24 protein-coding genes are annotated in these 25560 nt (G+C 56.5%); 3 read left to right on the top strand and 21 right to left on the bottom strand.

The window, feature by feature from the left end; translation table 11 throughout:
• Positions 1–68: 68 nt before the first annotated feature.
• The 9 genes from purF to pdxB all read right to left on the bottom strand — a co-directional run bounded on the left by purF (position 69) and on the right by pdxB (position 9213).
• Positions 69–1586: an amidophosphoribosyltransferase gene (gene purF, locus ABIE11_RS07115; protein ID WP_100779425.1), complete on the bottom strand. Its 1518-nt coding sequence runs from the start codon at positions 1584–1586 to the stop codon at positions 69–71.
• 36 nt (positions 1587–1622) lie between these two features.
• A complete protein-coding gene (gene cvpA / locus ABIE11_RS07120; RefSeq protein WP_100779424.1) occupies positions 1623–2111 on the bottom strand; it encodes a colicin V production protein in 489 nt (162 codons plus the stop codon).
• Between the two features lie 233 nt (positions 2112–2344).
• A complete protein-coding gene (gene dedD, locus ABIE11_RS07125; RefSeq protein WP_100779423.1) occupies positions 2345–3040 on the bottom strand; it encodes a cell division protein DedD in 696 nt (231 codons plus the stop codon).
• On the bottom strand, positions 3030–4298 hold the full coding sequence (gene folC, locus ABIE11_RS07130) for a bifunctional tetrahydrofolate synthase/dihydrofolate synthase (RefSeq protein WP_107704243.1): 1269 nt from the start codon (positions 4296–4298) through the stop codon (positions 3030–3032). Before folC ends, dedD begins: the two co-directional genes overlap by 11 nt.
• A 138-nt stretch (positions 4299–4436) precedes the next feature.
• Positions 4437–5342, bottom strand: a complete 906-nt coding sequence (gene accD / locus ABIE11_RS07135) for an acetyl-CoA carboxylase, carboxyltransferase subunit beta (RefSeq protein WP_100779422.1) — start codon at positions 5340–5342, stop codon at positions 4437–4439.
• Between the two features lie 154 nt (positions 5343–5496).
• Positions 5497–6156 (bottom strand): DedA family protein, encoded by a 660-nt coding sequence (locus ABIE11_RS07140; RefSeq protein ID WP_107703177.1) that lies wholly within the window; start codon positions 6154–6156, stop codon positions 5497–5499.
• A 27-nt stretch (positions 6157–6183) separates the two neighbouring features.
• Complete coding sequence (gene truA / locus ABIE11_RS07145) at positions 6184–6996, bottom strand: tRNA pseudouridine(38-40) synthase TruA (RefSeq protein WP_102104919.1); 813 nt, start codon at positions 6994–6996, stop codon at positions 6184–6186.
• A 2-nt stretch (positions 6997–6998) separates the two neighbouring features.
• A complete protein-coding gene (locus tag ABIE11_RS07150; RefSeq protein WP_129035532.1) occupies positions 6999–8009 on the bottom strand; it encodes an aspartate-semialdehyde dehydrogenase in 1011 nt (336 codons plus the stop codon).
• 67 nt (positions 8010–8076) lie between these two features.
• Positions 8077–9213 (bottom strand): 4-phosphoerythronate dehydrogenase PdxB, encoded by a 1137-nt coding sequence (gene pdxB, locus ABIE11_RS07155; RefSeq protein ID WP_429184197.1) that lies wholly within the window; start codon positions 9211–9213, stop codon positions 8077–8079.
• A 117-nt stretch (positions 9214–9330) separates the two neighbouring features.
• Between pdxB and flk the strand changes: the two genes are divergently transcribed.
• Positions 9331–10335: a flagella biosynthesis regulator Flk gene (flk, locus tag ABIE11_RS07160; RefSeq protein WP_429184198.1), complete on the top strand. Its 1005-nt coding sequence runs from the start codon at positions 9331–9333 to the stop codon at positions 10333–10335.
• 79 nt (positions 10336–10414) lie between these two features.
• On the opposite strand, the gene ABIE11_RS07165 is transcribed toward flk, so the two are convergent.
• Together ABIE11_RS07165 and fabB are read right to left on the bottom strand one after the other, a co-directional pair.
• Positions 10415–11593 (bottom strand): MFS transporter, encoded by a 1179-nt coding sequence (locus tag ABIE11_RS07165; RefSeq protein ID WP_107703173.1) that lies wholly within the window; start codon positions 11591–11593, stop codon positions 10415–10417.
• 205 nt (positions 11594–11798) lie between these two features.
• Positions 11799–13016 (bottom strand): beta-ketoacyl-ACP synthase I, encoded by a 1218-nt coding sequence (gene fabB, locus ABIE11_RS07170; RefSeq protein ID WP_100779415.1) that lies wholly within the window; start codon positions 13014–13016, stop codon positions 11799–11801.
• 158 nt (positions 13017–13174) lie between these two features.
• Here fabB and mnmC point away from each other — a divergent pair, with 158 nt between their 5' ends.
• Complete coding sequence (gene mnmC / locus ABIE11_RS07175; RefSeq protein ID WP_429184199.1) at positions 13175–15175, top strand: bifunctional tRNA (5-methylaminomethyl-2-thiouridine)(34)-methyltransferase MnmD/FAD-dependent 5-carboxymethylaminomethyl-2-thiouridine(34) oxidoreductase MnmC; 2001 nt, start codon at positions 13175–13177, stop codon at positions 15173–15175.
• 44 nt (positions 15176–15219) lie between these two features.
• Here the strand turns inward: mnmC and ABIE11_RS07180 are convergent, their stop codons facing one another.
• The 6 genes from ABIE11_RS07180 to prmB form a co-directional block, all read right to left on the bottom strand.
• Positions 15220–15498 carry a YfcL family protein gene (locus ABIE11_RS07180; RefSeq protein ID WP_100779413.1) on the bottom strand — a complete coding sequence of 93 codons (279 nt, stop codon included), beginning with the start codon at positions 15496–15498 and terminating at the stop codon, positions 15220–15222.
• Positions 15499–15507: 9 nt separating this feature from the next.
• Positions 15508–16056, bottom strand: coding sequence for an elongation factor P hydroxylase (locus ABIE11_RS07185; RefSeq protein WP_248858831.1), 549 nt, complete (start codon positions 16054–16056; stop codon positions 15508–15510).
• Positions 16056–16865, bottom strand: coding sequence for a sulfite exporter TauE/SafE family protein (locus ABIE11_RS07190; protein WP_429184200.1), 810 nt, complete (start codon positions 16863–16865; stop codon positions 16056–16058). The genes ABIE11_RS07185 and ABIE11_RS07190 overlap by 1 nt, the downstream gene beginning before the upstream one ends.
• The gene (gene mepA / locus ABIE11_RS07195) at positions 16865–17689 is read right to left on the bottom strand and encodes a penicillin-insensitive murein endopeptidase (RefSeq protein WP_429184201.1); all 825 of its coding nucleotides are present in this window, start codon (positions 17687–17689) and stop codon (positions 16865–16867) included. The genes ABIE11_RS07190 and mepA overlap by 1 nt, the downstream gene beginning before the upstream one ends.
• A 2-nt stretch (positions 17690–17691) precedes the next feature.
• Complete coding sequence (gene aroC, locus ABIE11_RS07200; protein WP_248858833.1) at positions 17692–18777, bottom strand: chorismate synthase; 1086 nt, start codon at positions 18775–18777, stop codon at positions 17692–17694.
• A 61-nt stretch (positions 18778–18838) separates the two neighbouring features.
• Complete coding sequence (gene prmB / locus ABIE11_RS07205; protein ID WP_102104928.1) at positions 18839–19771, bottom strand: 50S ribosomal protein L3 N(5)-glutamine methyltransferase; 933 nt, start codon at positions 19769–19771, stop codon at positions 18839–18841.
• Between the two features lie 157 nt (positions 19772–19928).
• Between prmB and smrB the strand changes: the two genes are divergently transcribed.
• On the top strand, positions 19929–20480 hold the full coding sequence (smrB, locus tag ABIE11_RS07210; RefSeq protein WP_429184202.1) for an endonuclease SmrB: 552 nt from the start codon (positions 19929–19931) through the stop codon (positions 20478–20480).
• A gap of 45 nt (positions 20481–20525) precedes the next feature.
• On the opposite strand, the gene sixA is transcribed toward smrB, so the two are convergent.
• The 4 genes from sixA to ABIE11_RS07230 all read right to left on the bottom strand — a co-directional run bounded on the left by sixA (position 20526) and on the right by ABIE11_RS07230 (position 25209).
• A complete protein-coding gene (gene sixA, locus ABIE11_RS07215; RefSeq protein WP_429184203.1) occupies positions 20526–21011 on the bottom strand; it encodes a phosphohistidine phosphatase SixA in 486 nt (161 codons plus the stop codon).
• Positions 21012–21220: 209 nt separating this feature from the next.
• Positions 21221–23368 (bottom strand): fatty acid oxidation complex subunit alpha FadJ, encoded by a 2148-nt coding sequence (gene fadJ / locus ABIE11_RS07220; protein ID WP_429184204.1) that lies wholly within the window; start codon positions 23366–23368, stop codon positions 21221–21223.
• Positions 23368–24678, bottom strand: a complete 1311-nt coding sequence (gene fadI, locus ABIE11_RS07225; RefSeq protein ID WP_429184205.1) for an acetyl-CoA C-acyltransferase FadI — start codon at positions 24676–24678, stop codon at positions 23368–23370. Before fadI ends, fadJ begins: the two co-directional genes overlap by 1 nt.
• A 246-nt stretch (positions 24679–24924) precedes the next feature.
• A complete protein-coding gene (locus ABIE11_RS07230; RefSeq protein WP_107703168.1) occupies positions 24925–25209 on the bottom strand; it encodes a YfcZ/YiiS family protein in 285 nt (94 codons plus the stop codon).
• Between the last annotated feature and the right edge of the window lie 351 nt (positions 25210–25560).

The following is a 25560-nucleotide window of genomic DNA, read 5'->3' on the forward strand; positions in this document are numbered from 1 at the left end:
CAGGGCAGACTTTGCAGGATTTTGCGGGGAGTTGCAAGTGAGGGCATCCGCCCTCACTTGCCGGGGCGTTAGCCTTCGTTGTGCATCTCTAAGCTTTCGAGATCGTTTTGCATCTGTACGGCTTTGGCATCGTCGTTACGCAGCGAGTCAAGGTAGTCGAGATACTGCTGATCGACGTCTTTGGTCACATAGATGCCATTGAACACGGAGCACTCGAACTGCTGAATGTCCGGGTTTTCAGCGCGTACTGCGTCAATCAGATCGCTGAGATCCTGGAAAATCAGGCCGTCAGCGCCGATGATCTGGCGAATCTCGTCCACTTCACGACCGTGGGCGATCAGCTCGTTGGCGGTCGGCATATCGATACCGTAGACGTTCGGGAAACGAATTTCCGGCGCAGCAGAGGCCAGATAAACTTTCTTGGCACCCGCTTCACGCGCCATCTCGATAATCTGCTCGGAGGTGGTGCCACGTACGATGGAGTCATCCACCAGCAACACGTTCTTATCGCGGAACTCAGCGCGGTTAGCGTTGAGCTTACGACGCACGGACTTACGACGCAGCTGCTGACCAGGCATGATAAAGGTGCGGCCAACGTAGCGGTTTTTCACAAAGCCCTGACGGTACGGTTTACCCAGAATACGGGCCATCTCCAGTGCGATATCGCAGGAGGTTTCCGGAATCGGGATCACCACGTCGATATCCAGATCGTCCCACTCGCGGGCGATCTTCTCACCGAGTTTGGTACCCATATTCACGCGCGCGCTGTACACGGAAATTTTGTCGATGAACGAGTCCGGGCGTGCAAAGTAAACATATTCGAACAGGCACGGATTGCTGACCGGGTTTTCCGCACACTGACGGGTAAACAGCTGACCTTTCTCGGTGATGTAGACGGCTTCGCCCGGGGCGACATCGCGCAGGAACTCAAAGCCCAGGGTATCTAGCGCCACGCTCTCGGAGGCGACCATATACTCGGTACGGCCATCACCCAAATCACGCTTACCCAGCACCAGCGGACGGATGCCGTTAGGGTCGCGGAATGCCACCATACCGTGGCCGATAATCATCGCCACGCAAGCATACGCACCACGGATCTGGCGGTTAGTCGCGGCAATGGCGGCAAAAATGTTGTCTGCTTCCAGCGGATAATGGCGGAAGTTATCCAGCTCGCTGGCAAAGATATTGAGCAGGATTTCAGAATCAGAGGTGGTGTTAATGTGGCGACGCTTCTCTTCGAACAGCTTTTTACGCAGCTCATGCGCGTTGGTCAGGTTGCCATTGTGGGCAAGCGTGATGCCATACGGTGAGTTGACGTAGAAAGGCTGTGCTTCAGAGGCGCTGGAACTGCCAGCAGTAGGATAACGAACGTGGCCAATCCCCATATTGCCTTGCAGGCGCTGCATATGGCGGGCTTCAAATACATCGTTGACCAGGCCATTCGCTTTGCGTAAACGGAAACAGTTGTTGGCATCAATGGTGATGATGCCTGCTGCATCCTGGCCACGGTGCTGAAGCACCGACAACGCGTCATAAATAGACTGGTTTACCGGCATGAAACCGGCGATACCGACAATACCGCACATTCGTCTTTTCCTCGTTAAGCCACATCTCAAAGCGTTTTACACTTTGGGCAAGAAACTCGACGAGCTTTGCAGATAGTCAAAGAACCATCTGATGATGAAGCTGAACTGTGGAATCAGCTGGGACTTGCTCCAGTCTTCGCTTTTTGAAAACCCGGTAAAGGTATCAAGGAAGAACAGTATCGCAGCCACGATCAGCGCGCCTCGCAGCGCACCAAAACAGATCCCCAGCACCCTGTCCGTTCCTGACAGACCGGTTTTCTCGACCAGCTGACCTATCACGTAGTTCACGATAGCGCCGACGATTAGCGTCGCGATAAACAGCACCGCGATGGCGATTCCATTTCGGACCAGTTCATCTTCAAAGCCCGTGAACCAGACAGACAGGTAAGTGTAGTAATGACTGGCAACAAAGAAAGCACAACCCCATGTCACCAGCGATAACGCTTCACGAACAAAGCCACGGATCAGGCTAACCAGACAGGAAAAACCTATCACCGCAATGATGGCGTAATCAATCCAGACCATATGTGTCCCACGATTAAACGCCCTGTCATCCAGTTCGGGGCGAATTCTAACAGAAAAAGAAAACGTTTGCGTAGGGATTTCCTTCCCGCGCGTAAATAAAAAAGGCGCTGAAAAAATGTTCAACGCCGCTGGGTTATTGCGCCTCTTTGGACGAATTCCCGCCTCTCATCCCGGCCCTCAAGACCGTATGGAGCAATCCCCTCACCCGGTGGGACGAGGGGTATGCGCGCACATCAGTTCGCGCTATAACTCATCACCACACCGCTCAGCCCGGAAATCTGCTTCAGCTCGCCGAGCGAGCCTTTCAGCTTATCTTTCGACGCATCCGGCCCCACCAGAATGCGGGTAATTTTACCCTGCACCGGGGTGGAAGGTGAAGTGTAAACCCGATATCCGGCACCGCGGAGTTTACCGACCACTTCATTGACTTTATCGGCATTTTTTAGCGCACCAAGCTGCACCACATACGCTTTACCGGTTGGCGCAGGCTTCTCTTCCTGAACCGGTTTTTCCGGTGGCGCTTCCGTCGCGGCGGCGATCTGCTCGCTGGCTTTATCGCGCTGCGGTTTCGGCTGCGGTTTTTCTGCCGGTTTCACGGCAGGCTTTGGTTGTGCAACGGGTTCTGGAACCGGGTCCAGCTCACCGGCGTTACTCGCCACCAGACGAGAAGGATCGAGCGACGGCGCCGCCGCATCACCGGCGCGCACCTCTTCCGCCGCCCCTTCAGGAGGCTGAGCAGGCAGCGCCTGCGTGGCCGCAGGCAGCATGTCTGGCTCGTCGCGATCGCCGGGTTTTGGCACCAGCGGGATCGCCGCAAACTCATCCTGATAATGTTTTTTCTGCCCGTCGAGCAGTCCCGGGAGGAGAATCACTCCCAGCGCAACCAGCACAATGGTTCCTGTTAAACGGTTCTGAAACTTACTTGCCACCGGTTCTCCCCGCCTCCATTACTTCCATGACATGTGCCACCGTGTGGAATGATCCACACACCAGCACGGTATCTTCAGGTTTAGCATCCGCCATCGCGGCGCGCCATGCCAGCGCCACGTTTTCATAAGCTTCGCCCTTCGCGAGATGTTCCATCAGCTGCTCAGCCGACGCGCCTCGAGGCCCTTCCAGGGGAGCACAATACCAGCAATCGACCACAGTCTCCATGCAGGCCAGCGTGCCCGCAATATCTTTATCATGAAGCATACCGATAACCGCAAGTACGCGCCCGGTTTTTGGCAGGGATTTGAGGCGCTCAGCAAGATAGGCCGCTGCATGGGGGTTATGCGCCACATCCAGAATCAAACGCGGTGATTCGCTGACAATCTGAAAACGCCCCGGCAAAAGCGCGTTCTGAATGCCGTCTCGTATCGCCTGTTCGCTCACCGCCAGACCACTGGCGCGGATAGCCGCCAGTGCGGTCGCCGCGTTCGGTTGCGGCACCTGCGGCAGCGGCAGATTGTCCAGCTCGCCCTGCGCGTCGCGAAAACGCCAGCTGTCGCCCGTCACGTCATATTGCCAGTCAACGCCACGACGCATCAGCTGTGCGCCCTTCTCCTTCGCCACGTCGGCGATTGTGTGCGGCATATCCGGTTCACCGACTACGGCAGGTTTGTTGGCGCGGAAAACACCCGCTTTTTCGCGGCCAATGCTCTCGCGGTCCGGCCCCAGCCAGTCCGTATGGTCGAGCGCGATACTGGTCACCACCGCGACATCGGCATCAACCATGTTAGTCGCATCTAAGCGTCCACCTAAACCGACTTCGAGGATCACCACATCCAGCTGCGCCTGCTTAAACAGCCACAGGGCGGACAGCGTGCCGTACTCAAAATAGGAGAGCGAAATCTCGCCGCGCGCCGCTTCGATTTGCGCAAAAGAGGCTGTGTGGGCGGATTCCGGTAGTTCGCTATTCTGCACACGCACGCGTTCGGTGTAGCGGACCAGATGCGGTGAACTGTAAACACCCACCTTGTAACCGGCGGCCATCAGCATGGACTCCAGCGTGCGGCAGGTAGTGCCTTTGCCGTTCGTTCCCGCTACGGTGAACACGAAGGGCGCGGGCTTGAGGACATCAAGACGCGCCCCCACCTCGCTCACGCGATCGAGGCCCATATCGATGGTTTTACTGTGCAGATTTTCCAGATAAGAAAGCCACGTGACCAGGGGTGACGTGGCTTGGGGAAGAGTATTTTTTTCCATGATACGCACTTTCATTTATGTATACACTTCGGCCTTTAAGCGGTCTCTGCGTTGGCGACGCCCTGATACTGCTCTGCTGGCTTGTGTATCAAATAAGTGAAAAGGGCAGCGCCGTCTGGCCCTGCCCTTTTTGAGTTATCAGGCTTCGGGTTCCTGATCCGGCACAACCACGCCTTCACGCGGCTCGTCCGGGCTTGGCGACGGCAGATTCATCAGCTTCGCCAGGATGCTCGCCAGTTTCAGGCGCATTTCCGGACGGCGAACGATCATGTCGATAGCGCCTTTTTCAATAAGGAACTCACTGCGCTGGAAGCCCGGCGGCAGTTTTTCACGAACGGTCTGTTCGATAACGCGTGGGCCGGCAAAGCCGATCAGCGCTTTCGGTTCAGCGATGTTCAGATCGCCCAGCATCGCAAAGCTCGCAGAGACGCCACCCATGGTTGGGTCGGTCAGCACGGAGATATACGGCAGACCGCGCTCCTGCATTTTGCCCAGAGCCGCAGAGGTTTTCGCCATCTGCATCAGGGACATCAGCGCTTCCTGCATACGTGCACCACCGGAGGCGGAGAAGCAGATCAGCGGGCAGTTGTCTTCCAGCGCCTGTTCAACGGCACGGATGAAACGCGCGCCGACGACAGAACCCATTGAGCCGCCCATAAAGGAGAACTCAAAGGCCACAGCGACAACCGGCATCTCGTGCAGAGTGCCTTTCATCACCACCAGCGCGTCTTTCTCGCCGGTCTCTTTCTGAGCAGAAGCCAGTCGATCTTTGTATTTTTTGGAGTCACGGAACTTCAGCACATCTTTTGGCTCAAGTTCGCTACCCAGTTCCACAAGCGAACCTTCGTCCAGCACGCTATGCAGGCGATTACGCGCCGACATACGCATGTGGTGGTCACACTTCGGGCAAACCTCAAGATTGCGTTCCAGCTCAGCGCGGTACAGGACCTGGCCGCAGCTGTCACACTTGGTCCACACCCCTTCAGGAATACTCGCCTTACGGGTTGGGGCTATGTTGCTTTTAATTCGTTCAATCCAGCTCATTGATAACCTTTCTGCCTGAACCTGGTCGTATGCCAGTTTTGCTGTAAGCGGCGCATAATGCCATTTTTGCCGCAAACAGACCATGAATGTTGCACATTAAAACATAACAGCCCGAAACTTTGGATAAAAAAGTGGTCGAACCGCAAATGCGTCTTTATTTCGCTTGCTTAGCCGCCGCGCGTTTGTGACGAATAATTTCGATCACACCCGGCAAGACTGAGAGCACAATAATGGCAACAATCAGTAACTTAAGATTTTCCTGCACAATAGGCAGATCGCCAAACAGGTAGCCCGCGTAGGTAAACAGCAGCACCCACAGCAGCGCGCCAATCACGTTATACGCCGCGAAATGACGATAGGACATATGCCCCATACCTGCCACAAACGGTGCAAAGGTGCGGACGATCGGCACAAAACGCGCCAGAATGATGGTTTTGCCACCATGACGTTCGTAGAACGCGTGCGTTTTATCTAAATAGCTGCGACGGAAAATCTTCGAGTTCGGATTACTGAAAAGCCGTTCACCGAATACCCGCCCAATAGTGTAGTTCACCGCATCGCCGACGATAGCCGCAATAATCATCAGCACCACCATCAGGTGAACGTTGAGATCGTTGGTCGGCAGCGCAGAGAGCGCGCCCGCGACAAACAGCAGCGAATCGCCCGGCAAAAACGGCGTGACGACCAGGCCGGTTTCACAGAACAAAATCAGAAACAGAATGGCATACACCCAGACGCCGTACTGCGCGACCAGCTCCGCCAGATGAACATCGATATGCAGGATGAAATCAATGAGAAATCGTATTAAGTCCATATTGTCTAAGCCTTAATTGCAACTGCGTTAGTCCGCTAAAAACAGCGGGCCCATTGGCGGTTTTGGAAGGTCAAACCGATCCGGATAATCCACCGAGACCAGATACAGCCCTTCCGCTTTCGCCGTTGCTGCCGCAAGCGTTCTGTCCTTCGCTGCCAGCAGTTCTGCAATCCAGCTCTCCGGCTGGTGTCCGGCGCCTACTTCCATCAGGCTGCCAACGATATTCCGCACCATATGATGTACAAAGGCATTTGCTTTGATGTCCACCACCACATACGCGCCATAACGACTGACGTTAATGTGCATCACGTTTCGCCACGGGGTGCGCGACTGGCACTGAACCGCACGAAACGAGGTAAAGTCATTTTCGCCGAGCAACTGCTGCGCGGCACGGTGCATACGCTCTGCATCCAGCGGCTCATAAAAATGGGTCACGCCCTGGCTTAACACCGCCGGACGCAGACGCTGGTTGTAGATGATGTAACGGTAGCGACGCGCCGTGGCACTAAAGCGCGCGTGAAAATCATCGGGCACATCTTTGACCCAACGCACCGCGATGTCACCAGGCAAATTCGCATTTACGCCGAGCGTCCAGGCCGCGTCTTTACGCACCGCAGTGGTTTCGAAATGCACCACCTGACCCGTGCCGTGAACGCCCGCATCGGTACGACCGGCACACAGCACGTTGATCGGTTCGTTCGCCACCTGAGAGAGCGCTTTTTCCAGCTTTTCCTGAACACTGCGCACTTCATTCTGACGCTGCCAGCCATAATATTTACTGCCGTCGTATTCTATTCCGAGGGCAATTCTATGGACTGACTTTTGCTCCACTTCAGACATCCTTACAGATACTCCTGCACCAGCTTCTCAGCGATTTTAACCGCCATCAGCGCGCCGCCGAAACGGACGTTGTCCGCCACAGACCAGAACTGCACCTGTTCAGGCATCCCGTAATCGTTACGCACGCAACCGATGGAGAGACGCGCGTTACCCGTCGCATCGCCCACCTGGGTTGGGAACTCTGTCTCTTCGCTGAGGGAGATATCTTCGCCGCGCTCAAACGCATAGCGTGCCTCTTCCGCCGCCAGCGGGCGCAGAGCCTCAAAGCTCACCATCTGCGCGTGGCCGTAGAAGACCGGGGAACGCACACAGCTGGCAGAGATCATCAGGCCGTCGTCCTGCAAAATTTTGCGCGTTTCGTCGACAATACGACGCTCTTCGCGCACGCTGCCTTCACGATCGGCAAGCATTGGCATCAGGTTGAAAGCCAACTGGCGACCGAAGAAGTCGTCATCATCCACCGGGATACCGTTCAGCAGTTTCGCGCTCTGCCCTGCCAGCGCGTCGACCGCTTTTTTGCCCTGCGCGGAAACAGAAAGCAGACTGGTTACGCTAATGCGCGACAGACCACCGTCATCGATCAGCGGTTTCAGTGCCGTCAGCAGCTGGCTGGTCAGGCTGTCAGGGACAGCAATAATGTTGCGGTTGCGGTAGTCGGCCAGCACGAACGGGTTCACGTCCGGCACCACCAGCGGCACGTCAGGCTCGAGGGCAAACAGACCGCTCAGGTCGATCACAAGACAACCGGCGTTCGCCGCTTCTTCAGCGTAAGTCGCCGAGGCTTCAACGCCTGCCGCAAAGAACGCCAGTTGCACCTGCGTCCAGTCAAATTCTGCTACGTCCTGCGCGCGAACGGTTTTACCTTCGTAGCGCAGAGAGGTGCCCGCGCTTTCGGCGCGCGCAAGAGCATAGATTTCTCCCACCGGGAACTGACGCTCCGCAAGTGTTTCGAGCAGGGCTTCGCCCACAGCGCCAGTGGCACCCAGTACGGCAATATTCCAGCCTTCAGACATGGTGGTTTACTCCAGAAATGAAACAGCGTCCCTGCCAGATTATCCGGCAGAGAGCATGAGGAAAACATTAACGCGCCGGGTTATGCGTGGCAGTAAAACCCAGTTTATTCAGCAACGCCGCCGCATCGGCGTCGTCACAGATGACATACAGGGAGGACCACTCACGGCGCTCAAGATAATTCTTGCGAAGCCGGTCGAATTCACCCGGAATGCCGGCCACTTTTCGCAGCAGCGCGTCATCGCGGCGCACATCATACACTAAATGCACCAGCCTTTTTAGCGAAGACTCATCAAGCGGACCGTGCAGCGTAATGCGGCCAAATTCCGGCGCAGGTAGCAGTGTATCCAGCGCCACCTGCTGCGCCTGGCCGATAAAAGCGCTATAGGCTTCAAATACCTGCGTCGTACCGCGCGCTTTGCCTTCAAGCGTATAGCCCGCGATGTGTGCGGTAGCGACATCCACGCGATTCAGCAGCGCCACGTTGAGATCCGGCTCCGGCTCCCAGACATCCAGCACCACGTTCAGCTCCTGCCCCTCTTCCAGACATTGCAGCAGCGCGGTGTTATCCACCACCGGGCCACGGCAGGCATTTATCAGAATAGTGCCAGGCTTCAGGCGGCGAATTAACGCCTCATCGGCCAGATGCAGGGATTTGTACGGTCCGTCTTTAAACAGCGGCGTATGGAAGGTGATCACATCCGCCTGCTCGACCAGTTCATCCAGCGCGTGGAAGTCGCCTTCATCACCGCGATCGGCGCGTGGGGGATCGCACAGCAAGGTGCGGATACCGAGGGCTTCCAGACGTTTTTGCAACCGCCCGCCGACGTTACCGACGCCAACAATACCCACCGTGCGATCTTTCAGCGCAAAGCCGTCACGCTCGCCCAGCATCAACAGTGAAGAGAAAACGTATTCCACCACGGCGATAGCGTTACAGCCCGGCGCGGCCGAGAATCCGATACCGGCCTGTGCCAGCCAGGCATCGTCCACGTGATCGGTTCCCGCCGTCGCTGTCCCTACAAATTTGACGTTTTTACCCGACAGCAGCGCCTCATTCACTTTGGTGACCGAGCGCACCATCAGGGCGTCCGCATCGGTGAGTTCTTCAAGGGGAATGGGACGACCGGGAACGGCCTTAACGTCGCCCAGGCGGCTAAACAGCTCACGGGCGTAAGGCATATTTTCATCAACGAGGATTTTCACGACAGAGTACCTGTTTGAGAGGAAGTTAACCGGCCAAGTGTGCCATAATCTCGCCGCCAGGCATACCCGAACGCTTTGCCTGGTTTACGGTGAGTAATGACTTTAAGGATTTTGACGATGCAGCCCATTTCAGGTACGCCGCCGCGCCCTCCCGGTGAAGGCCCAGTAACACCTTCCGCCATCGGCGAACAGCCGTTATCGACGCAGCAGCGCACGGTGCTGGAGCGACTGATCACCCGCCTGGTTGCGCTTACGTCGCAACAGAACGCGGAGGTGTGGGCGGGAGTGAAACATGATTTGGGGCTGAAAAACGACACGCCGCTGTTATCGCGCCACTTCCCTGCCGCCGAGCAAAACCTGAATCTGCGCCTGAATACCGCGCAGCAGAATCACACCACCCGCCAGATGGTGTCACAGCTCACCGAACTGTTAGGCCAGGGGAATAATCGTCAGGCGGTGAGTGATTTTATCCGCCAGCAGTTTGGTCAGACGGCCCTGAGCCAGCTCACACCGGACCAGCTGAAAACGGTGCTCACGCTGTTACAGAGCAATCAGCTCTCTATTCCGCAGCCGCAGCAACGCCCGGCGACGGAGCGCCCTCTGCAGCCTGCTGAGCACAATACTCTCAAGCAGATGGTCACCCGGCTGGCTGCTGCCACGGGCGAGTCAAACAAGCTTATCTGGCAATCCATGCTGGAACTTTCCGGCGTAAAAGCCGGTGAGCTGATCCCGGCGAAACAGTTTACCCATCTGGTGACCTGGCTTCAGGCGCGTCAGACGTTGAGTACCCAAAGCGCGCCCACGCTGCATACCCTGCAGGCGGCGCTTAAACAGCCGCTGGAACCACGAGAATTTGAAGCGGTGCGTGACTACGCGCAGCAGAACTGGCAGGTAACGCCGCAGACGGTGCTGACCCCGGCCCAGATTCAGGATTTACTGAACCAGATCTTTATCCGCCGCGCCGAACGTGACGGCGGTGTGCCCGAAGCGCGCAATATTCAGCCGATCTACAGCCCGCTGTTCGCCCCGGTGGTGGACACTATAAAATCGATGTCTGCCCGCCCCGGCCTGATGTTTATCGCGCTGATGGTAGCGCTGGCATTGTTCTGGCTGGTTGCCTGAGGCGAAGTATCCGCCACCCGACCTGCTAAATTATGGATTTTGCAGGTCGGGTAAGCGAAACGCTAGCCGACAATGCCGCTTACTGCTTCCGGAATGCGATAACCGTTACCACTATCCCCACCACTGCCGAGACGGCCCCTGCCAGAAACACCGACGGATAGCCGAACGACGTCGCCAGTACCCCTGCCAGCGGGCCGGTGATACCGTACGAGATATCCTGGAATGCCGCATAGCCGCCAAGTGCAGTTCCACGAACCTGCGGTGCCACGCGTTTCACCACCTCCACGCCCAGCGCCGGGAAGATCAGCGAGCAGCCGCAGCCGGTTAACGCCGCGCCCAGCAACGCAATCCACGCCACCGGTGCTTGCCACAACAGCAGCAGGCCAAGAGTCTCAATCATTAGCGAAACCACCGCCACTTTTACGCCGCCAAAACGGTCCGGCATCCAGCCGAACAGCACGCGCATCAGCACGAAGGCCCCACCGAATGCGGTTAAGGTGAAACCGGCCATTGCCCAGCCCCGGCTCATGAAGTAGAGCGAGACAAAGGTGCCAATCACGGCAAATCCAACGCCCTGCAGCGCCAGACCGAGGCCCGGCTTCCAGATTTGACCGACCACGCTCCACAGTGATGGGCGATCGCCTTTGTGAGCTGGCACTTTACGCACCGTGCCGTTAAAGGCCCACGCCACCAGCGGCAGCACCATGGTCGTCCCTGCCAGCGCGGCGAAACCGAAATGGCTGTGGATCAGCAGCCCCAGCGGTGCGCCTGCGGCCAGTGCGCCGTAGATCGCCATCCCGTTCCAGGACATCACTTTCCCGGAACGCGTCGGCCCGACCAGCCCCATTCCCCAAGTGAGCGTCCCGGTCAGCAGCTGGCTTTCGCCAAAACCGAGAATTAAGCGCCCGACAATCAGCAGTGCGAATTTATAGATGGCATCCACCGGCAGCAGCGCGGCCAGCAGCCATGCCCCACCCGCCAGCCCGCAGGCGAACATGCCCTGTAACGCGGAACGCTTTGCGCCATGCTGATCGGCCAGGCGTCCGGCATAGCCACGGGTTAACACGGTCGCCAGAAATTGAATCCCTACGGCGACGCCCACCAGGGTATTGCCGTAGCCCAGCTCCTGGTGCACAAACAAGGGGATTACCGGCAGCGGCAGGCCGACGGTCATATAGGTAAGAAATACCGCGAAGGCGATGCGAAACAGCGAGACATTCGCTGAAGAGGTTTTTTCTGTTTGGGTTACTGCGGTCATGCATTACTCCGAAAATGAAGAGTAAGGCGGGGAAATGCCACGCCCCCTCTACCTGAGGATCAGGATTAAGGTGCGTTGGTTGACGTTAAACGCTTACGCATTATCAAAGTGATAATGTTGAAGCCGAAGTTTGCCTTTTCAGTCAATCAATTGTCAACGCATAAAAAAGGAGCCATCAGGCTCCTTTTTTTCATCAGCGGAAAACTTACGCTTTCAGCTTACGCATTACCAGCGTGGCGTTGGTGCCGCCGAAGCCGAAGCTGTTGGACATCACCGTCGTCAGCGCCTGCTCAGTCGGCTTGGTCACGATGTTCAGGCCAGCAGCCTGCTCGTCCAGCTCTTCAACGTTAATGCTTGGGGCGATAAAGCCGTGTTCCAGCATCAGCAGAGAGTAGATAGCTTCCTGCACGCCAGCGGCGCCCAGAGAGTGACCGGTCATCGCTTTCGTCGCGGAGATCGCCGGGCTGTTGTCGCCGAAGACTTCACGGATAGCACCCAGCTCTTTCACGTCGCCGACCGGAGTCGAGGTACCGTGGGAGTTCAGGTAGTCGATTGGGGTATCAACGCCGTTCATCGCCAGCTTCATGCAGCGCACTGCGCCTTCGCCTGATGGAGCAACCATGTCTGCGCCATCGGAAGTCGCACCGTAGCCCACAACTTCAGCGTAGATGTGCGCGCCACGTGCCAGCGCGTGTTCCAGCTCTTCAACCACAACCATACCGCCGCCGCCTGCGATGATGAAACCGTCACGGTTGGCATCATAGGTACGGGACGCTTTTTCTGGCGTTTCGTTGTATTTGGTGGACAGTGCGCCCATCGCGTCGAATTCACACGCCATTTCCCAGCACAGCTCTTCGCCGCCGCCAGCAAATACGATGTCTTGTTTACCCAACTGGATCTGCTCAACCGCGCTGCCGATACAGTGTGCGGAGGTCGCACATGCGGAGCTGATGGAGTAGTTCACACCGTGGATTTTGAAGGGGGTCGCGAGGCACGCGGACACCGCTGACGCCATCGCTTTGGTCACAACGTAAGGACCGACCGCTTTCAGGCCGCGCGGGCTACGCATTGCGTCTGCGCCGAACACCTGAGATTTAGAAGAACCACCGGAACCTGCGATCAGGCCCACGCGTGGGTTGTTCTGATAAACGTCTTCTTTCAATCCAGCATCTTCTACAGCCTGCTGCATTGAGAGGTAAGCGTAGATAGAGGCATCGTTCATGAAACGGACCACTTTGCGGTCAATCAGACCGGTGGTGTCCAGTTTGACGTTACCCCACACGTGGCTACGCATACCAGAATCTTTGAATTCTTGAGAGAAAGTGATCCCCGAGCGTCCTTCACGCAGAGATTCCAGGACTTCCTGCTGGTTGTTACCGATGCTGGAAACGATGCCCAGGCCAGTAATCACTGCACGTTTCATTCAATACCTCTGTAAGTCATACTATATTAAGTTTCGAGTCGCACAATAGCGTACACTTGTACGCTGAACAAGTCCGATCAGCCAATTTCTGTGGAAATTTGCACCATCGAACACACATCGCTAAGATCCTGCCACTGCCTGTCAGACGAGTAACTTACGTGAAACAAAACGCCATACAACCCGCCAACCTTGAGTTCAACGCTGAGGGTACACCTGTTTCCCGAGATTTCGACGATGTCTACTTCTCTAATGATAACGGACTGGAAGAAACCCGTTATGTTTTCCTCGACGGAAACCAGCTCAACGAGCGTTTCCCTGTCCATCCGCGCAGCCAGTTTGTGGTGGCGGAGAGCGGTTTTGGCACCGGATTAAACTTCCTCACCCTCTGGCAGGCGTTTGTTCAGTTCCGTGCGGCGCACCCTGACGCTACGCTACAAAGATTACATTTCATCAGTTTCGAGAAATTCCCCCTCACCGCCCGCGACCTGACCCTGGCCCATCAGCACTGGCCGGAACTTCGCATCTGGGCCGAGCAGCTGCAAGCCCAGTGGCCACAGCCGATCGGCGGCTGTCATCGTTTAGTGTTAGACGGTGGTCAAGTCACGCTGGATTTGTGGCTCGGGGATATCAACGACCTGACGGACAAACTTGACGATTCTCTGAATCAGAAAGTCGACGCCTGGTTTTTGGATGGCTTTGCTCCCGCGAAAAACCCGGACATGTGGAGCCCGCATCTGTTCGCGGCGATGGCGCGTCTGGCGCGTCCTGGCGCTACGCTCGCCACCTTCACCTCCGCCGGGTTCGTGCGCCGTGGTTTGCAGGGCGCCGGTTTCACCATGCACAAAACCAAAGGATTTGGCCGCAAGCGAGAGATGCTGACAGGGGTGATGGAGCAGGATAATCCCCTGCCTGAGCGCTCTCCCTGGTTTGCCCGAAGCGGTGCGAAAAAACGTGAAACGGCGATTATTGGCGGTGGTATCGCCAGCGCACTGCTGTCACTCGCCCTGCTCCAGCGCGGCTGGCAGGTGACGTTGTACTGCGCTGATACCGCCCCCGCCACGGGTGCCTCCGGCAATCGCCAGGGAGCGCTGTATCCTCTGCTGACCGCCCACGATCCGGCACTTAGCCAGTTTTTCCCGGCCGCCTTTACCTTTGCCCGGCGTCTTTACGACAGCCTGCCTGTCACCTTTGACCATGCGTGGTGCGGCGTCACACAGCTCGGCTGGGACGAAAAAAGCCAGCGTAAGATCGACCAGATGCTGAGTCTGGAATTACCGGCGCACATCGCGGAAGCCGTGGACGCCGGGCAGGTGCAGGCGTTAAGTGGCCTGGAGACGGGCTGCGGTGGCATTCACTATCCGCAAGGCGGCTGGCTCTGCCCGGCGCAGCTCACGGCAGCGGTCATTGCGCTGGCCCAGTCGCAAGGGCTGACCGTGCATTATGAACATCAGCTTGAATCGCTGGATCGCATCGACGGCGACTGGCAGCTGCATTTTGCCCATGGTGCACAGGCCCGACACGCCGGAGTGGTGCTGACCAACGGCCATCGCATCAGCGATTTCCCGCAAACAGAAAATCTGCCGATCTATCCGGTTGGCGGCCAGGTGAGCCATATTCCCACGACAGCTCAGCTCGGCAAGCTCCGTCAGGTCTTGTGCTACGACGGCTATCTGACGCCGCAAAACCCGACCAACGGTCATCACTGCATCGGAGCCAGCTATCATCGCGGCGAAGCGGACATTTGCTATAGCGAAGCGGATCAGCAGCAAAACCGCCAGCGCTTGATCGACTGCTTCCCGGAGGCTGAATGGGCGAAAGAGGTGGACGTAAGCGGCAGCGACGCGCGCTGCGGCGTGCGATGTGCCACCCGCGATCACCTGCCGATGATCGGCAATGTGCCGGACTACGACGCGACGCTTGCGGCCTATCAGGATCTGGCAGAGTCCAAAGAGAATGCCGTGCGTTCTCCCGTCTATCCAAACTTGTTTATGCTCGGTGCGCTCGGGTCGCGGGGATTGTGTACCGCGCCGCTAGCCGCTGAAATTCTGGCGTCGCAGATGAGCGATGAGCCGATCCCGATGGACGGTGTTACGCTTGCAGGATTGAACCCAAATCGGCTGTGGGTGCGCAAATTACTCAAGGGTAAAAAGGTAGGATAAGGTTTGGAGGCCCGGTAAGCGCAGCGCTACCGGGCAAAAAGCTACTACTTCAGATTAGCCTGCTGGAACAGATTGTCCCACATCCCCAGCACCAGTGACTGGTCGCGTGGAGAAAGCTCGCCCGCCTGAATAGCTTTTTCAAGACCACGGCTCACTTCAGCGTGGACCGCTTCAGGTGAGTGATCGTCGCCCGCTTCCAGCTCGGCAACAGCAAGCGTCAGGTGACCACGCAGATAACCGCTGGCAAACAGTTCATCGTCACTGGCGTGTTCCACCATGTCATCAATTAACGCCAGGATGCGTGATTCAAATTCTGCGATCATCTTTTTTCCTCAGTTGAGATCTTCCGGCCACGGGAAGCATTCCGCCGTTATTGCCGGCGTGTGGTAATAATTCTGTAGTGCCTTGATAAAACGCGCCGGTCGCTCCGGGATGCCTTTCTCAAGATATTCCATCACCTGCGCGTGAACGCGGCGCTGGAAGGTAATACGATCCGGCTCGCAATCGCCTTCGAGATTGTCGCAGCTGACGTTGAACGGAAAACCTGCCGCCACGCAAAATAGCCAGTCGAAGGCCTGCGGTTTGACTTCCACATCTTCAAACTGCCCTTGCGTCGTGGCATCTCGTCCGTCCGGGCAGTACCAGTAACCGAAATCGACCAGCTCGCGGCGCGCCTTCCCGGCAATACACCAGTGGGAAATCTCGTGCAGACCGCTGGCATAAAACCCGTGGGCAAACACGATCCGGTTGTACGGCACATCTGCATCAGCAGGAAGATAGATCGGTTCGTCGTCGCCTTTAATCAGACGGGTATTAAAATCATCCGCAAAACAGCCGTCGAAAATCTCAATCAGCTGCTCATATTTATGCGTACTGTTCATTAGTTCATCCCCAACCAGTGGAGGATCTCCTGTCCGTGGCTGTCATAAAGAAGTTTGGCACTCATCAGCGCCGACACAATCACGATCATCGGACGAATCAGTTTTTGCCCTTTGCTCAATACCAGACGCGAGCCGACGCGCGCGCCTAAAAACTGCCCGACCATCATCACGAAGCCGGTCGCCCAAATCACTTTCCCGCCAATGATAAACAGCAGCAGACCGCCCAGGTTTGAGGTGGCGTTGAGCACTTTTGCGTGGGCGGTGGATTTGGCGAGGTTAAAACCGGCCAGCGTCACAAACGCCAGGGCATAAAAAGAACCGGCACCCGGCCCGAAGAAGCCATCGTAAAAACCGACGCAGCCGCCTGCAATCAGGGCAAACGGCAGACCGTGCAGACGGCGCTGACGATCCTCTTCCCCTAATTTTGGCATCAGCAAAAAGTAGAGACCAATGCAGATCACGAGGATCGGCAAAATCTGGCGCAAAATATCTGATTGCACGTGCTGCACCAGCAGCGCGCCGCTGGTGGAGCCGATAAAGGTCATCAGAATATTGAGCTTTTGGTCGGTAAGACTGACCACTTTACGGCGAATAAAGTAGATGGAGGCAGAGAGCGAGCCGCCGCAGGCCTGCAGCTTATTGGTCGCCAGCGCCTGGGCAGGGCTCATGCCCGCCGCCAGCAGCGCTGGCACAGTCAGCAGGCCGCCTCCCCCCGCCAGCGCATCGATAAATCCCGCCAGCATCGCAACAAAAAACAGCACCGCCAGCAGCAGCGGTGACACCATAAACAGATCGACGAAATTATCCATTAAAGTACATGCTCATCCAGTAGCGCCTGGCAGGAAGGCGGCAACGGAGGCGGTGTCTTCTTCTCAGGCTTGGTGGTTCCAGGTTTTGCTGGCTCAAACCAGCTCTGGAGTTCTGCCCCGCAGCCATCTCCCGGCGGCGGTAACGGCTGATCTTCACATTCGAGGCTGTTGGCCGGGCAGCGCAGACGCACGTGCATATGCGCGCGATGCTGGAACCACGGGCGCACTTTACGCAGCCAGTCACGATCCGTTCCGGCGTCCAGACAGAGCTGTTGCTTGATCGCCGGATTGACGAAGATGCGCGTCACATCGTTATCTTTTGCCGCCAGCTTAATCATGCTGGAGACGTCTGATGACCACAGAGACGGCACCACGCTTTTGCCGTCACGGGCGACGAGATCCAGCGCCTGGGGTTTAAGCAGCTGAGCCGAACTCCAGCGGATTATCGGCAGTTGCAGGAAAATATCCACATCCAGACCCGACTGATGGCTGGCGTGTCCGCCATTGAAGCGACCGCCCGCTGGCATCCCCATATCACCGATCAGCATCGTCCCCAGCCCCAGGTTATGCACCTGATTGCCCAGACGCTGGATAAACAGCACCAGATCCGGATGACCAAAGTAGCGACGCTGGTCGGTGCGCATCACCTGATAGGTGTCGGATTGCAGCGGCAGATCCTGCGCGCCAACGATGCAGCCGTTAGCAAACGCGCCGATCGACTGGGCGCTGCCCGCGATCGGTTGGGTGATTTTTTGCCACGGCGTGGCTGCCAGACTGGCTCCGCTGACAAGCAGAGCCAACAGAGCAATAGCGGTTTTTTTCATGTTTACCAGCGTGGAATGGTGGTCGTCACGTCCGCATTCTGCGCGCGCTGGCGCAGGAAATGATCCATTAGCACAATCGCCAGCATCGCTTCCGCGATCGGCACCGCACGGATACCGACACAAGGATCGTGACGCCCTTTGGTGATCATCTCAACTTCTTCGCCGAAGCGGTTAATGGTGCGCCCCGGTACGGTAATGCTGGAGGTCGGTTTCAGTGCGATGTTGGCCACAATCTGCTGACCACTGCTGATGCCGCCCAGAATGCCGCCCGCATGATTGCTCTGGAAACCGTCTTTCGTGATTTCATCGCGGTTCTGGCTGCCGCGCAGCGCCACCACGTCAAAACCATCGCCAATTTCCACGCCTTTCACCGCATTGATGCTCATCATCGCGTGGGCGATATCTGCATCCAGACGATCGAAGACCGGCTCGCCCAGGCCGGGCGGAACGCCGTCAGCCACGACGGTCACTTTCGCGCCGATGGAGTCGCCCTCTTTTTTCAGGCCGCGCATCAGTTCGTCCAGTGCGTCAATTTTGTCGGCATCCGCGCAGAAGAACGGGTTCTGTTCAACCAGATCCCAGTCTTTGATCGCCAGCGGAATGTCGCCCATCTGGGTCAGGCAGCCGCGAATCACGATGCCAAATTTTTGCGCCAGATATTTTTTAGCGATAGCGCCCGCCGCCACGCGCATGGCTGTTTCACGCGCCGATGAGCGTCCGCCGCCGCGATAGTCGCGAAAACCGTATTTTTGTTCGTAGGTGTAATCGGCATGACCGGGGCGGAAAACATCTTTGATGGCGCCGTAGTCCTGCGAGCGCTGATCGGTATTTTCAATCAACAGACCAATGCTGGTGCCGGTAGTGCGGCCTTCAAAGACACCGGAGAGAATTTTGACCTGGTCCGGCTCGCGACGCTGCGTGGTGTAGCGCGAGGTACCCGGACGGCGGCGATCGAGATCGTGCTGTAAATCCGCTTCGGTCAGTTCGATACCAGGGGGCACGCCGTCGACGATGCAACCCAGCGCCAGACCGTGTGATTCGCCGAAAGTCGTTACACGGAATAATTGTCCAATACTGTTTCCTGCCATCACGGCTCCGTTGTCGTTGTTCTGTGTTTGAGCAATGTGAAACGGGCCGAAGCCCGTTGGATTAATCTTTGTAAATGCTGAAGTGTTCGCGCGCGGCGATGAGCTGCGCTTTGGTCAGCATGAAGACGCCTTCACCACCGTTGTCGAATTCAAGCCAGGTGAATGGCACGTCCGGGTACTGCTCCATCAGATGTACCATGCTGTTACCGACTTCACAAATCAGAATGCCGTCGTCAGTCAGATAATCCGGCGCGCAAGCCAGGATACGGCGCGTCAATTTCAGGCCGTCAGAACCGGAGGCCAGACCGAGTTCCGGCTCGTGGCGATATTCGTTCGGCAGATCGGACATGTCTTCTGCATCCACGTAAGGCGGATTGGTGACAATCAGATCGTATTGCAGTTTTGGCAGGTCGCGGAACAGGTCGGAGCGGATCGGCGTCACGTGGTGAATCAAACCGTGCTCTTCGATGTTGTGTTCGGTAACGGCCAGCGCGTCGGCGGAGATATCAACAGCATCCACTTCCGCTTCCGGGAAGGCATACGCGCAGGCAATCGCGATACAGCCGCTGCCCGTACACATATCCAGAATGTGCTGCGGTTGGTGGTCGATCAGGCCCGCAAAGTGGTTGTTGATCAGTTCGCCAATCGGTGAGCGCGGCACCAGCACACGTTCATCAACGTAAAATTCGTGACCGCAGAACCAGGCTTTATTGGTGAGATAGGCGACCGGGATACGCTCGTTGACGCGGCGAATCACGCGCTCAACGATACGGTGTTTTTCGCTGGAGGTCAGACGCGCGGTGCGCATATCTTCAGGGATATCCAGCGGCAGATACAGGGATGGCAGCACCAGCTGAACCGCCTCATCCCACGGGTTGTCCGTTCCGTGGCCGTACCAGATGTTGGCGGCGCTAAAACGACTGACGGACCAACGCAACATGTCCTGAATGGTATGCAGTTCGTTTACTGCTTCATCGACAAATATTTTATCCATTATTCTCTCCAGGGCATGCTTGCATAATTTTCGGCGGCTAGTTTGCCATGAAGACGGCGATAAATCAGCATCGGGACGGCGTGGGAGAGGTGAAAAAATGCGTTTTGCTTGCGCCTCCCTCAGGTAAACTAAGGGAAATAAGAGATGAGACGGACTAATGAAAAAGAAAATGCCGCTTAGCGAGGAGGATCAGACGCTCTTTCGCCAGCTCATGAGCGGGACGCGCAAAATCCCCCAGGACACCATTGTCCACCGCCCGATCCGCAAAAAAGTGACTGAAGTGCCGGTCAAACGTCTGCTGCAGGAACAGGCGGATAACAGCCACTATTTTTCAGACGAATTTCAGCCGCTGCTGAACACGCAGGGGGCAGTGAAATATGTGCGGGAAGATGTCAGCCATTTTGAGCTGAAAAAGTTACGTCGCGGAGATTATTCGCCGGAGCTGTTTCTCGATCTGCATGGCCTGACGCAAATGCAGGCGAAACAGGAGCTGGGCGCGCTCATTGCCGCGTGTCGTCGCGAGCACGTATTCTGCACCTGTGTGATGCACGGCCATGGAAAGCATATTCTCAAACAGCAAACGCCGTTGTGGCTGGCTCAGCATCCACATGTGATGGCTTTTCATCAGGCGCCAAAAGAGTACGGCGGAGATGCCGCGCTGCTGGTGTTGATTGAAGTAGAAGAGTGGCAGCCACCGGAGCTGCCCTGACAGGCAGGCGGGTGGCACAGGCTACCCGCCAGATCATTCGTCACGTCAGATAGCTTTTGCCATCTTCAGGTTGCAAGGACTCATTTGCCAGTTGAATACCCCTTTGCCCGCATCGTCGAGGGTGACGTTGGCAATTGCGGAGGTGGTGAACATCGGAGGCGTTTCGCCAGGGCACAGTTCAGACACCAGGTAGCCGACCAGCGGCAGATGGGAAATCACCAGTGCGGAAGAGACACCTTCATTGCACAGCGCCTGAAGATACGCGCTGACGAGAACCACATCCCCGCAGGGAGTAAGCTCAGGGAGAACATCGACGCTCTTCGGCAGGTTCATACACTCCCCTACCACATCCAGCGTCTGTTCGGCCCGCAGGAACGGACTCACCAGCACACGATCGATATCCACTTTTTGGCCTTTGAGCCAGGTCGCCATTTGACGGGATTCGTCACAACCACAGGTCGTCAAAGGACGAACAGAGTCACTGGCAGCATCGAGTGCCGCGTCGCCGTGACGCATGATAAAAACTTGCATATTGCACCGCTTTTGTTAACCAGGATCACCGGCGTTAACTACCCGCGAAAAGATCAAAAAGGTAGAAAACCCGATGGCCGGGCATTGTGCCTGATCCATCTGATGAATGAAACGCTGTTTTTTACCTTAATGGCGTAAGTATAGTCAATATCTGTTTACAAAATAGCCAAAACAGGTTCATTCACCGTCAGATATACTCTTGTTTGACCTTAAGTTACGGGGTCAGTTTCCTCTGCTGGCCAAAAGTGCAGGTTATTTTCTGCCATGCGCATTAATTGTTCACACGGCGTAAACCGTGGACCATAAAGCGAAGCCAGACGCTGCAATATTGCCACCACTTCACCCGCGCCAAGACTATCCATATAGCGGAACGGGCCACCCAGGAAAGGTGGAAAACCGATACCAAACACGGCACCAATATCGCCGTCTCGCGCACTTTTAACGACCTGCTCGTCAAAACAACGAGCCGCTTCGTTGAGCATCATCATGACGCAGCGCTCAGCGCATTGCTGTGCTGACAACTTCCCCTGGCCGCTGGCGTGAATAAGCCCATAGACCGAGGGGTCGACCTGTTTCTTGCTTTTACGCCCTTTAACTGCGTAAAGATAGAAGCCCCGTCCATTTTTTCTGCCTTTGCGATCGTCATTCAAGATCGTAGAAACAATGTTTGCAGGCGGGCTAAACCGTTCTCCATAAGCAGCTTCCAGCACAGGTATAATTTTAGTGCCTGTATCAATTCCAACCTCATCCAAAAGTTGGATTGGGCCAACTGGAAAACCAAACTTGACCAGCGCATTGTCAATGTGTTCGATTTTCTCGCCTTCCGTCAGCAGGCGCATCGCCTCATTAATATAGGGCGCGAGAATGCGGTTAACGTAAAAACCGGCCTTGTCGGCCACCACAATCGGTGTTTTGCCCTGCCGTTTGGCGAGCTTCACCACCGTGGCCACCGTTTGAGCGTTCGTCGAAGCGTGAGGTATGACTTCCACCAGCGGCATTTTTTCTACCGGGCTAAAGAAGTGCAAACCGATTACCTGCTCCGGTCGTGCGGCACGTGCGGCGATATCGCCAATCGGCAGCGACGACGTATTCGAGGCAAAAATGGTGTGCGGCGCGCAGTGCTGTTCCACGTCGGCGACCATCTGCTGTTTCAGCGCCAGGTCTTCAAATACAGCTTCAATCACCAGGTCACGATGGTGAAAACCGCTGTAGTCGGTGGTGCCTGAAATCAGCGCCAGCTCTCTGTCGCGTTCACTGGCTTTGATATGGCGGCGTTTAACCTTTTGATCAAGGAGCTGCCAGCTGTATTGCAATGCGTGATTAATGCCCTTTGCGTTAATGTCTTTGATTCGTACAGGCAATTTACCTTTGCTGGCCGTGACGAACGCAATGCCACCGCCCATCAATCCCCCGCCCAAAACGCCAACAGAGGCCAGCGGCGCCGGTGACGCCTCGCTACCGGGATCTTTTTTCACGTCGGTACTGGCAAAGAAGATGCTGCGCAGTGCCTGCGACTGGGGCGTCATCGCCAGTTCGCCAAAGGCTTTGGCCTCAGCCGCATAACCGCTGCTGCTCCCTTGCGCCAGGCCGGTTTCAATCACCTCGAGAATGCGTTTGGTCGCCGGGTAGTTGCCTTTGGTTTTCTGTTCCGTTTTCTTGCCGACCACATTAAACAGCAGCGCGCGCCCAAGCGGGCCGGCGAGAATACGCTCGCGAACCGGCAAATGACGGCTCGTTTGCCGCCCTTTTAATGCCAGCTCAACGGCCGCGTCCAGCAGAATGGAATGGGGAACCACTTCGTCCACCAGCCCGGCTTTCAGAGCCTGACGTGGTCGAAGCTGTTTACCGGTGAGTATCATTTCCAGCGCGGTACTCACGCCAATCAGACGCGGTAAACGCTGGGTGCCACCGGACCCCGGCAGTAGACCGAGCTGCACTTCCGGCAGACCGAGCACGGTTTTCGCATCATCCGTACAAATACGGCTGTGACACGCCAGCGCCAGCTCCAGGCCGCCGCCCAGGCAGGCACCGTGGATCGCTGCGATCACCGGGATCGGCAACGCGTGGATCTCGGCCATGATCTGCTGTCCCTGTCGGGCCAGCTCTTCCGCTTCCTGCGCGCTGCTGGCGCGGGCGATCATGTTGATATCTGCACCAGCGATGAAGTTATCGGGTTTAGCTGAGATAAAAATCAGCCCGCGAATGTCTTTGTTTTCGCGGATTTGCCTGAGGATCGCGCGCACCTGAACGCCGAATTCGGCCTTCAGGGTATTCATCTTTTCGCCCGGCACATCGATGGTGACGACGGCAATATTGTCCAGCCGGACCTTCAGGTCAAAAGCGGAAGGGGTTTCCATTATTCAGCCTCCAGAACCATCGCCGCGCCCAGACCACCCGCCGCACAGGCGGTGACCAGACCAAAACCTCCGCCGCGACGGCGAAGCTCATGCAGCGTTTGCGTAATCATGCGTGCGCCGGTGGCGGCAAACGGATGACCGTATGCGATAGATCCGCCCAGCACGTTAAATTTGCTCTCGTCCACTTCGCCCGTGGCATGCGCGCGGCCCAGCACATCGCGGGCAAAGCGTTCGCTGGCCAGCAGCTGGAGGTTGGCAAGCGTCTGCGCGGCAAAAGCCTCGTGCATATCTATTAAGGTTAAATCAGACAGCGTTAATCCGGCGCGCTCAAGCGCCAGCGGCGTGGACCAGGCCGGTCCCAGCAGCATATCCTGCCAGACGTCGATAGCGGTAAAGGCGTAGCTGCGCAGGTAGCCCAGCGGCACCAGCCCCAGCTCTTTTGCCCGCGACTCGGTCATCAGGATCACTGCCGCCGCACCATCGGTTAAAGGCGTGCTGTTCGCCGCCGTGACGGTGCCGTGCTTGCGGTCAAACGCAGGACGTAGTTTTGCATAATCAGCCAGCGTCGAACTGCCACGGATATTGTTATCTTCACTGAGCGGTTCGCGATACGGCGGGATATAGGCCGTCATCACTTCATCCGCCAGTTTTCCCTCGGACCACGCCAGCGCGGCACGCTGATGCGAGCGATGCGCCAGGGCATCTTGCTGTTCGCGGGTGATGCCGTAGGTTTTCGCCATTTGCTCTGCGGTATCGCCCATTCGCAGGCCAGTAGAATATTCCGCGACCGCTGGCGGCACCGGCGCCAGATCGCGCAGACGCAGGCGGGAGAATAGTTTGAGACGCTGCCCCATGCTGCGGGCTTTGTTGACGTCCACCAGCACACGGGCCAGCTTTTTACTGACGCCAATCGGCAGAACGGAAGAGGAGTCGGCCCCGCCTGCAATACCGGCGCGAATGGTGCCGGTCATCAGGCTTTCCGCTACGTTAGCGACGGCCTGGAAACTGGTCGCACAGGCGCGACTGACGCTGTAGGCATCGGTATGGACGTTCATTCCCGTGCCGAGCACGATTTCGCGAGCGATATTGGGTGCTTCCGGCATCTGGACGACCTGGCCAAAAACCAGTTGTTCGATGACCTCTGGGGGTATTTCGCTGCGAGCCAGCATCTCCCCCACTACCATTTTCCCCAGATCGACAGCCGGTATTCCGTGAAATGCCGTCGCCTGACGTGCAAACGGAGTACGTAATCCGCTGACAATGGCAATGCGGTCACCCTGGCGGGTGACGAGCGGTAGTGCCTGACTCATAAAAGTCCCCTGTAAATGACATAAGCGCAAAGTGGTCTGACCTGATAACAGTTTTAACCATTTTTTTACATAGAGCCAATCGGGGAAGCGAAAAAGTGCGAGCTAAGACACAGAGAAGAAAAGAAAATGCCCCTGGGTGACAGGGGCATTTGAGGTATTTTTTGCGGGTCGCGTCTGTGCCTTACCCGGACTACGAAACTGCAGGTCGGGTAAGTAAAAAAATCACCCGGCAACTTTACGGAGAAATTAACGCAGACCGAGCTGGAAAATCAGGGTTTCAGCTTCACACGCAAAGATGAAATCGATATCAAGCTTCACGCCACCGTCCACTTCCGTGAGGGTGGATTTGATTTCACAGGGATCGGATTCCACGTCGCGCGCGCGTTTGGTGAGCGCGGCTAAGGTTTCTTCTGCATCCGAACGTTTGCTAAATACGCGGCTGTAAGACGCGGTGCAATCGGTGTTATCCATAATGGTACCGACATCCATACAGCAGCAAACCGGGGTTTCATCAGCACTGCATTTACTCATAGCTCAAGTTCCTCTGCATTCGCGCACGGCGCGAGATAAACACGTTGCTGGTATTTTACGCCCTGGCCGTGGGTCTCTCCAGCCGTTAATGGCGCAAACGGGGATAAGTGACCGTTATCACACTAAAAAATGATCTAACGCAAAAATCACCCTTTCTGCTGAGTGCCGGTGGTCGCATTTTTGCCACAGAGATCTCGTTTCAAAAAACATCTTTGAAAAACTTCAGAAACATACTTGCAACATCCCATCTGGTCCGACCTATACTCTCGCCACTGGTCTGATTTCTAAGTGTTACCGCAGACCCTACACTTCGCGCTCCTGTTACTCTATGTAACATATATTGCATAAAAA

Source organism: Lelliottia sp. 489, from assembly GCF_050435885.1.
Lineage (GTDB): Bacteria > Pseudomonadota > Gammaproteobacteria > Enterobacterales > Enterobacteriaceae > Enterobacter > Enterobacter nimipressuralis.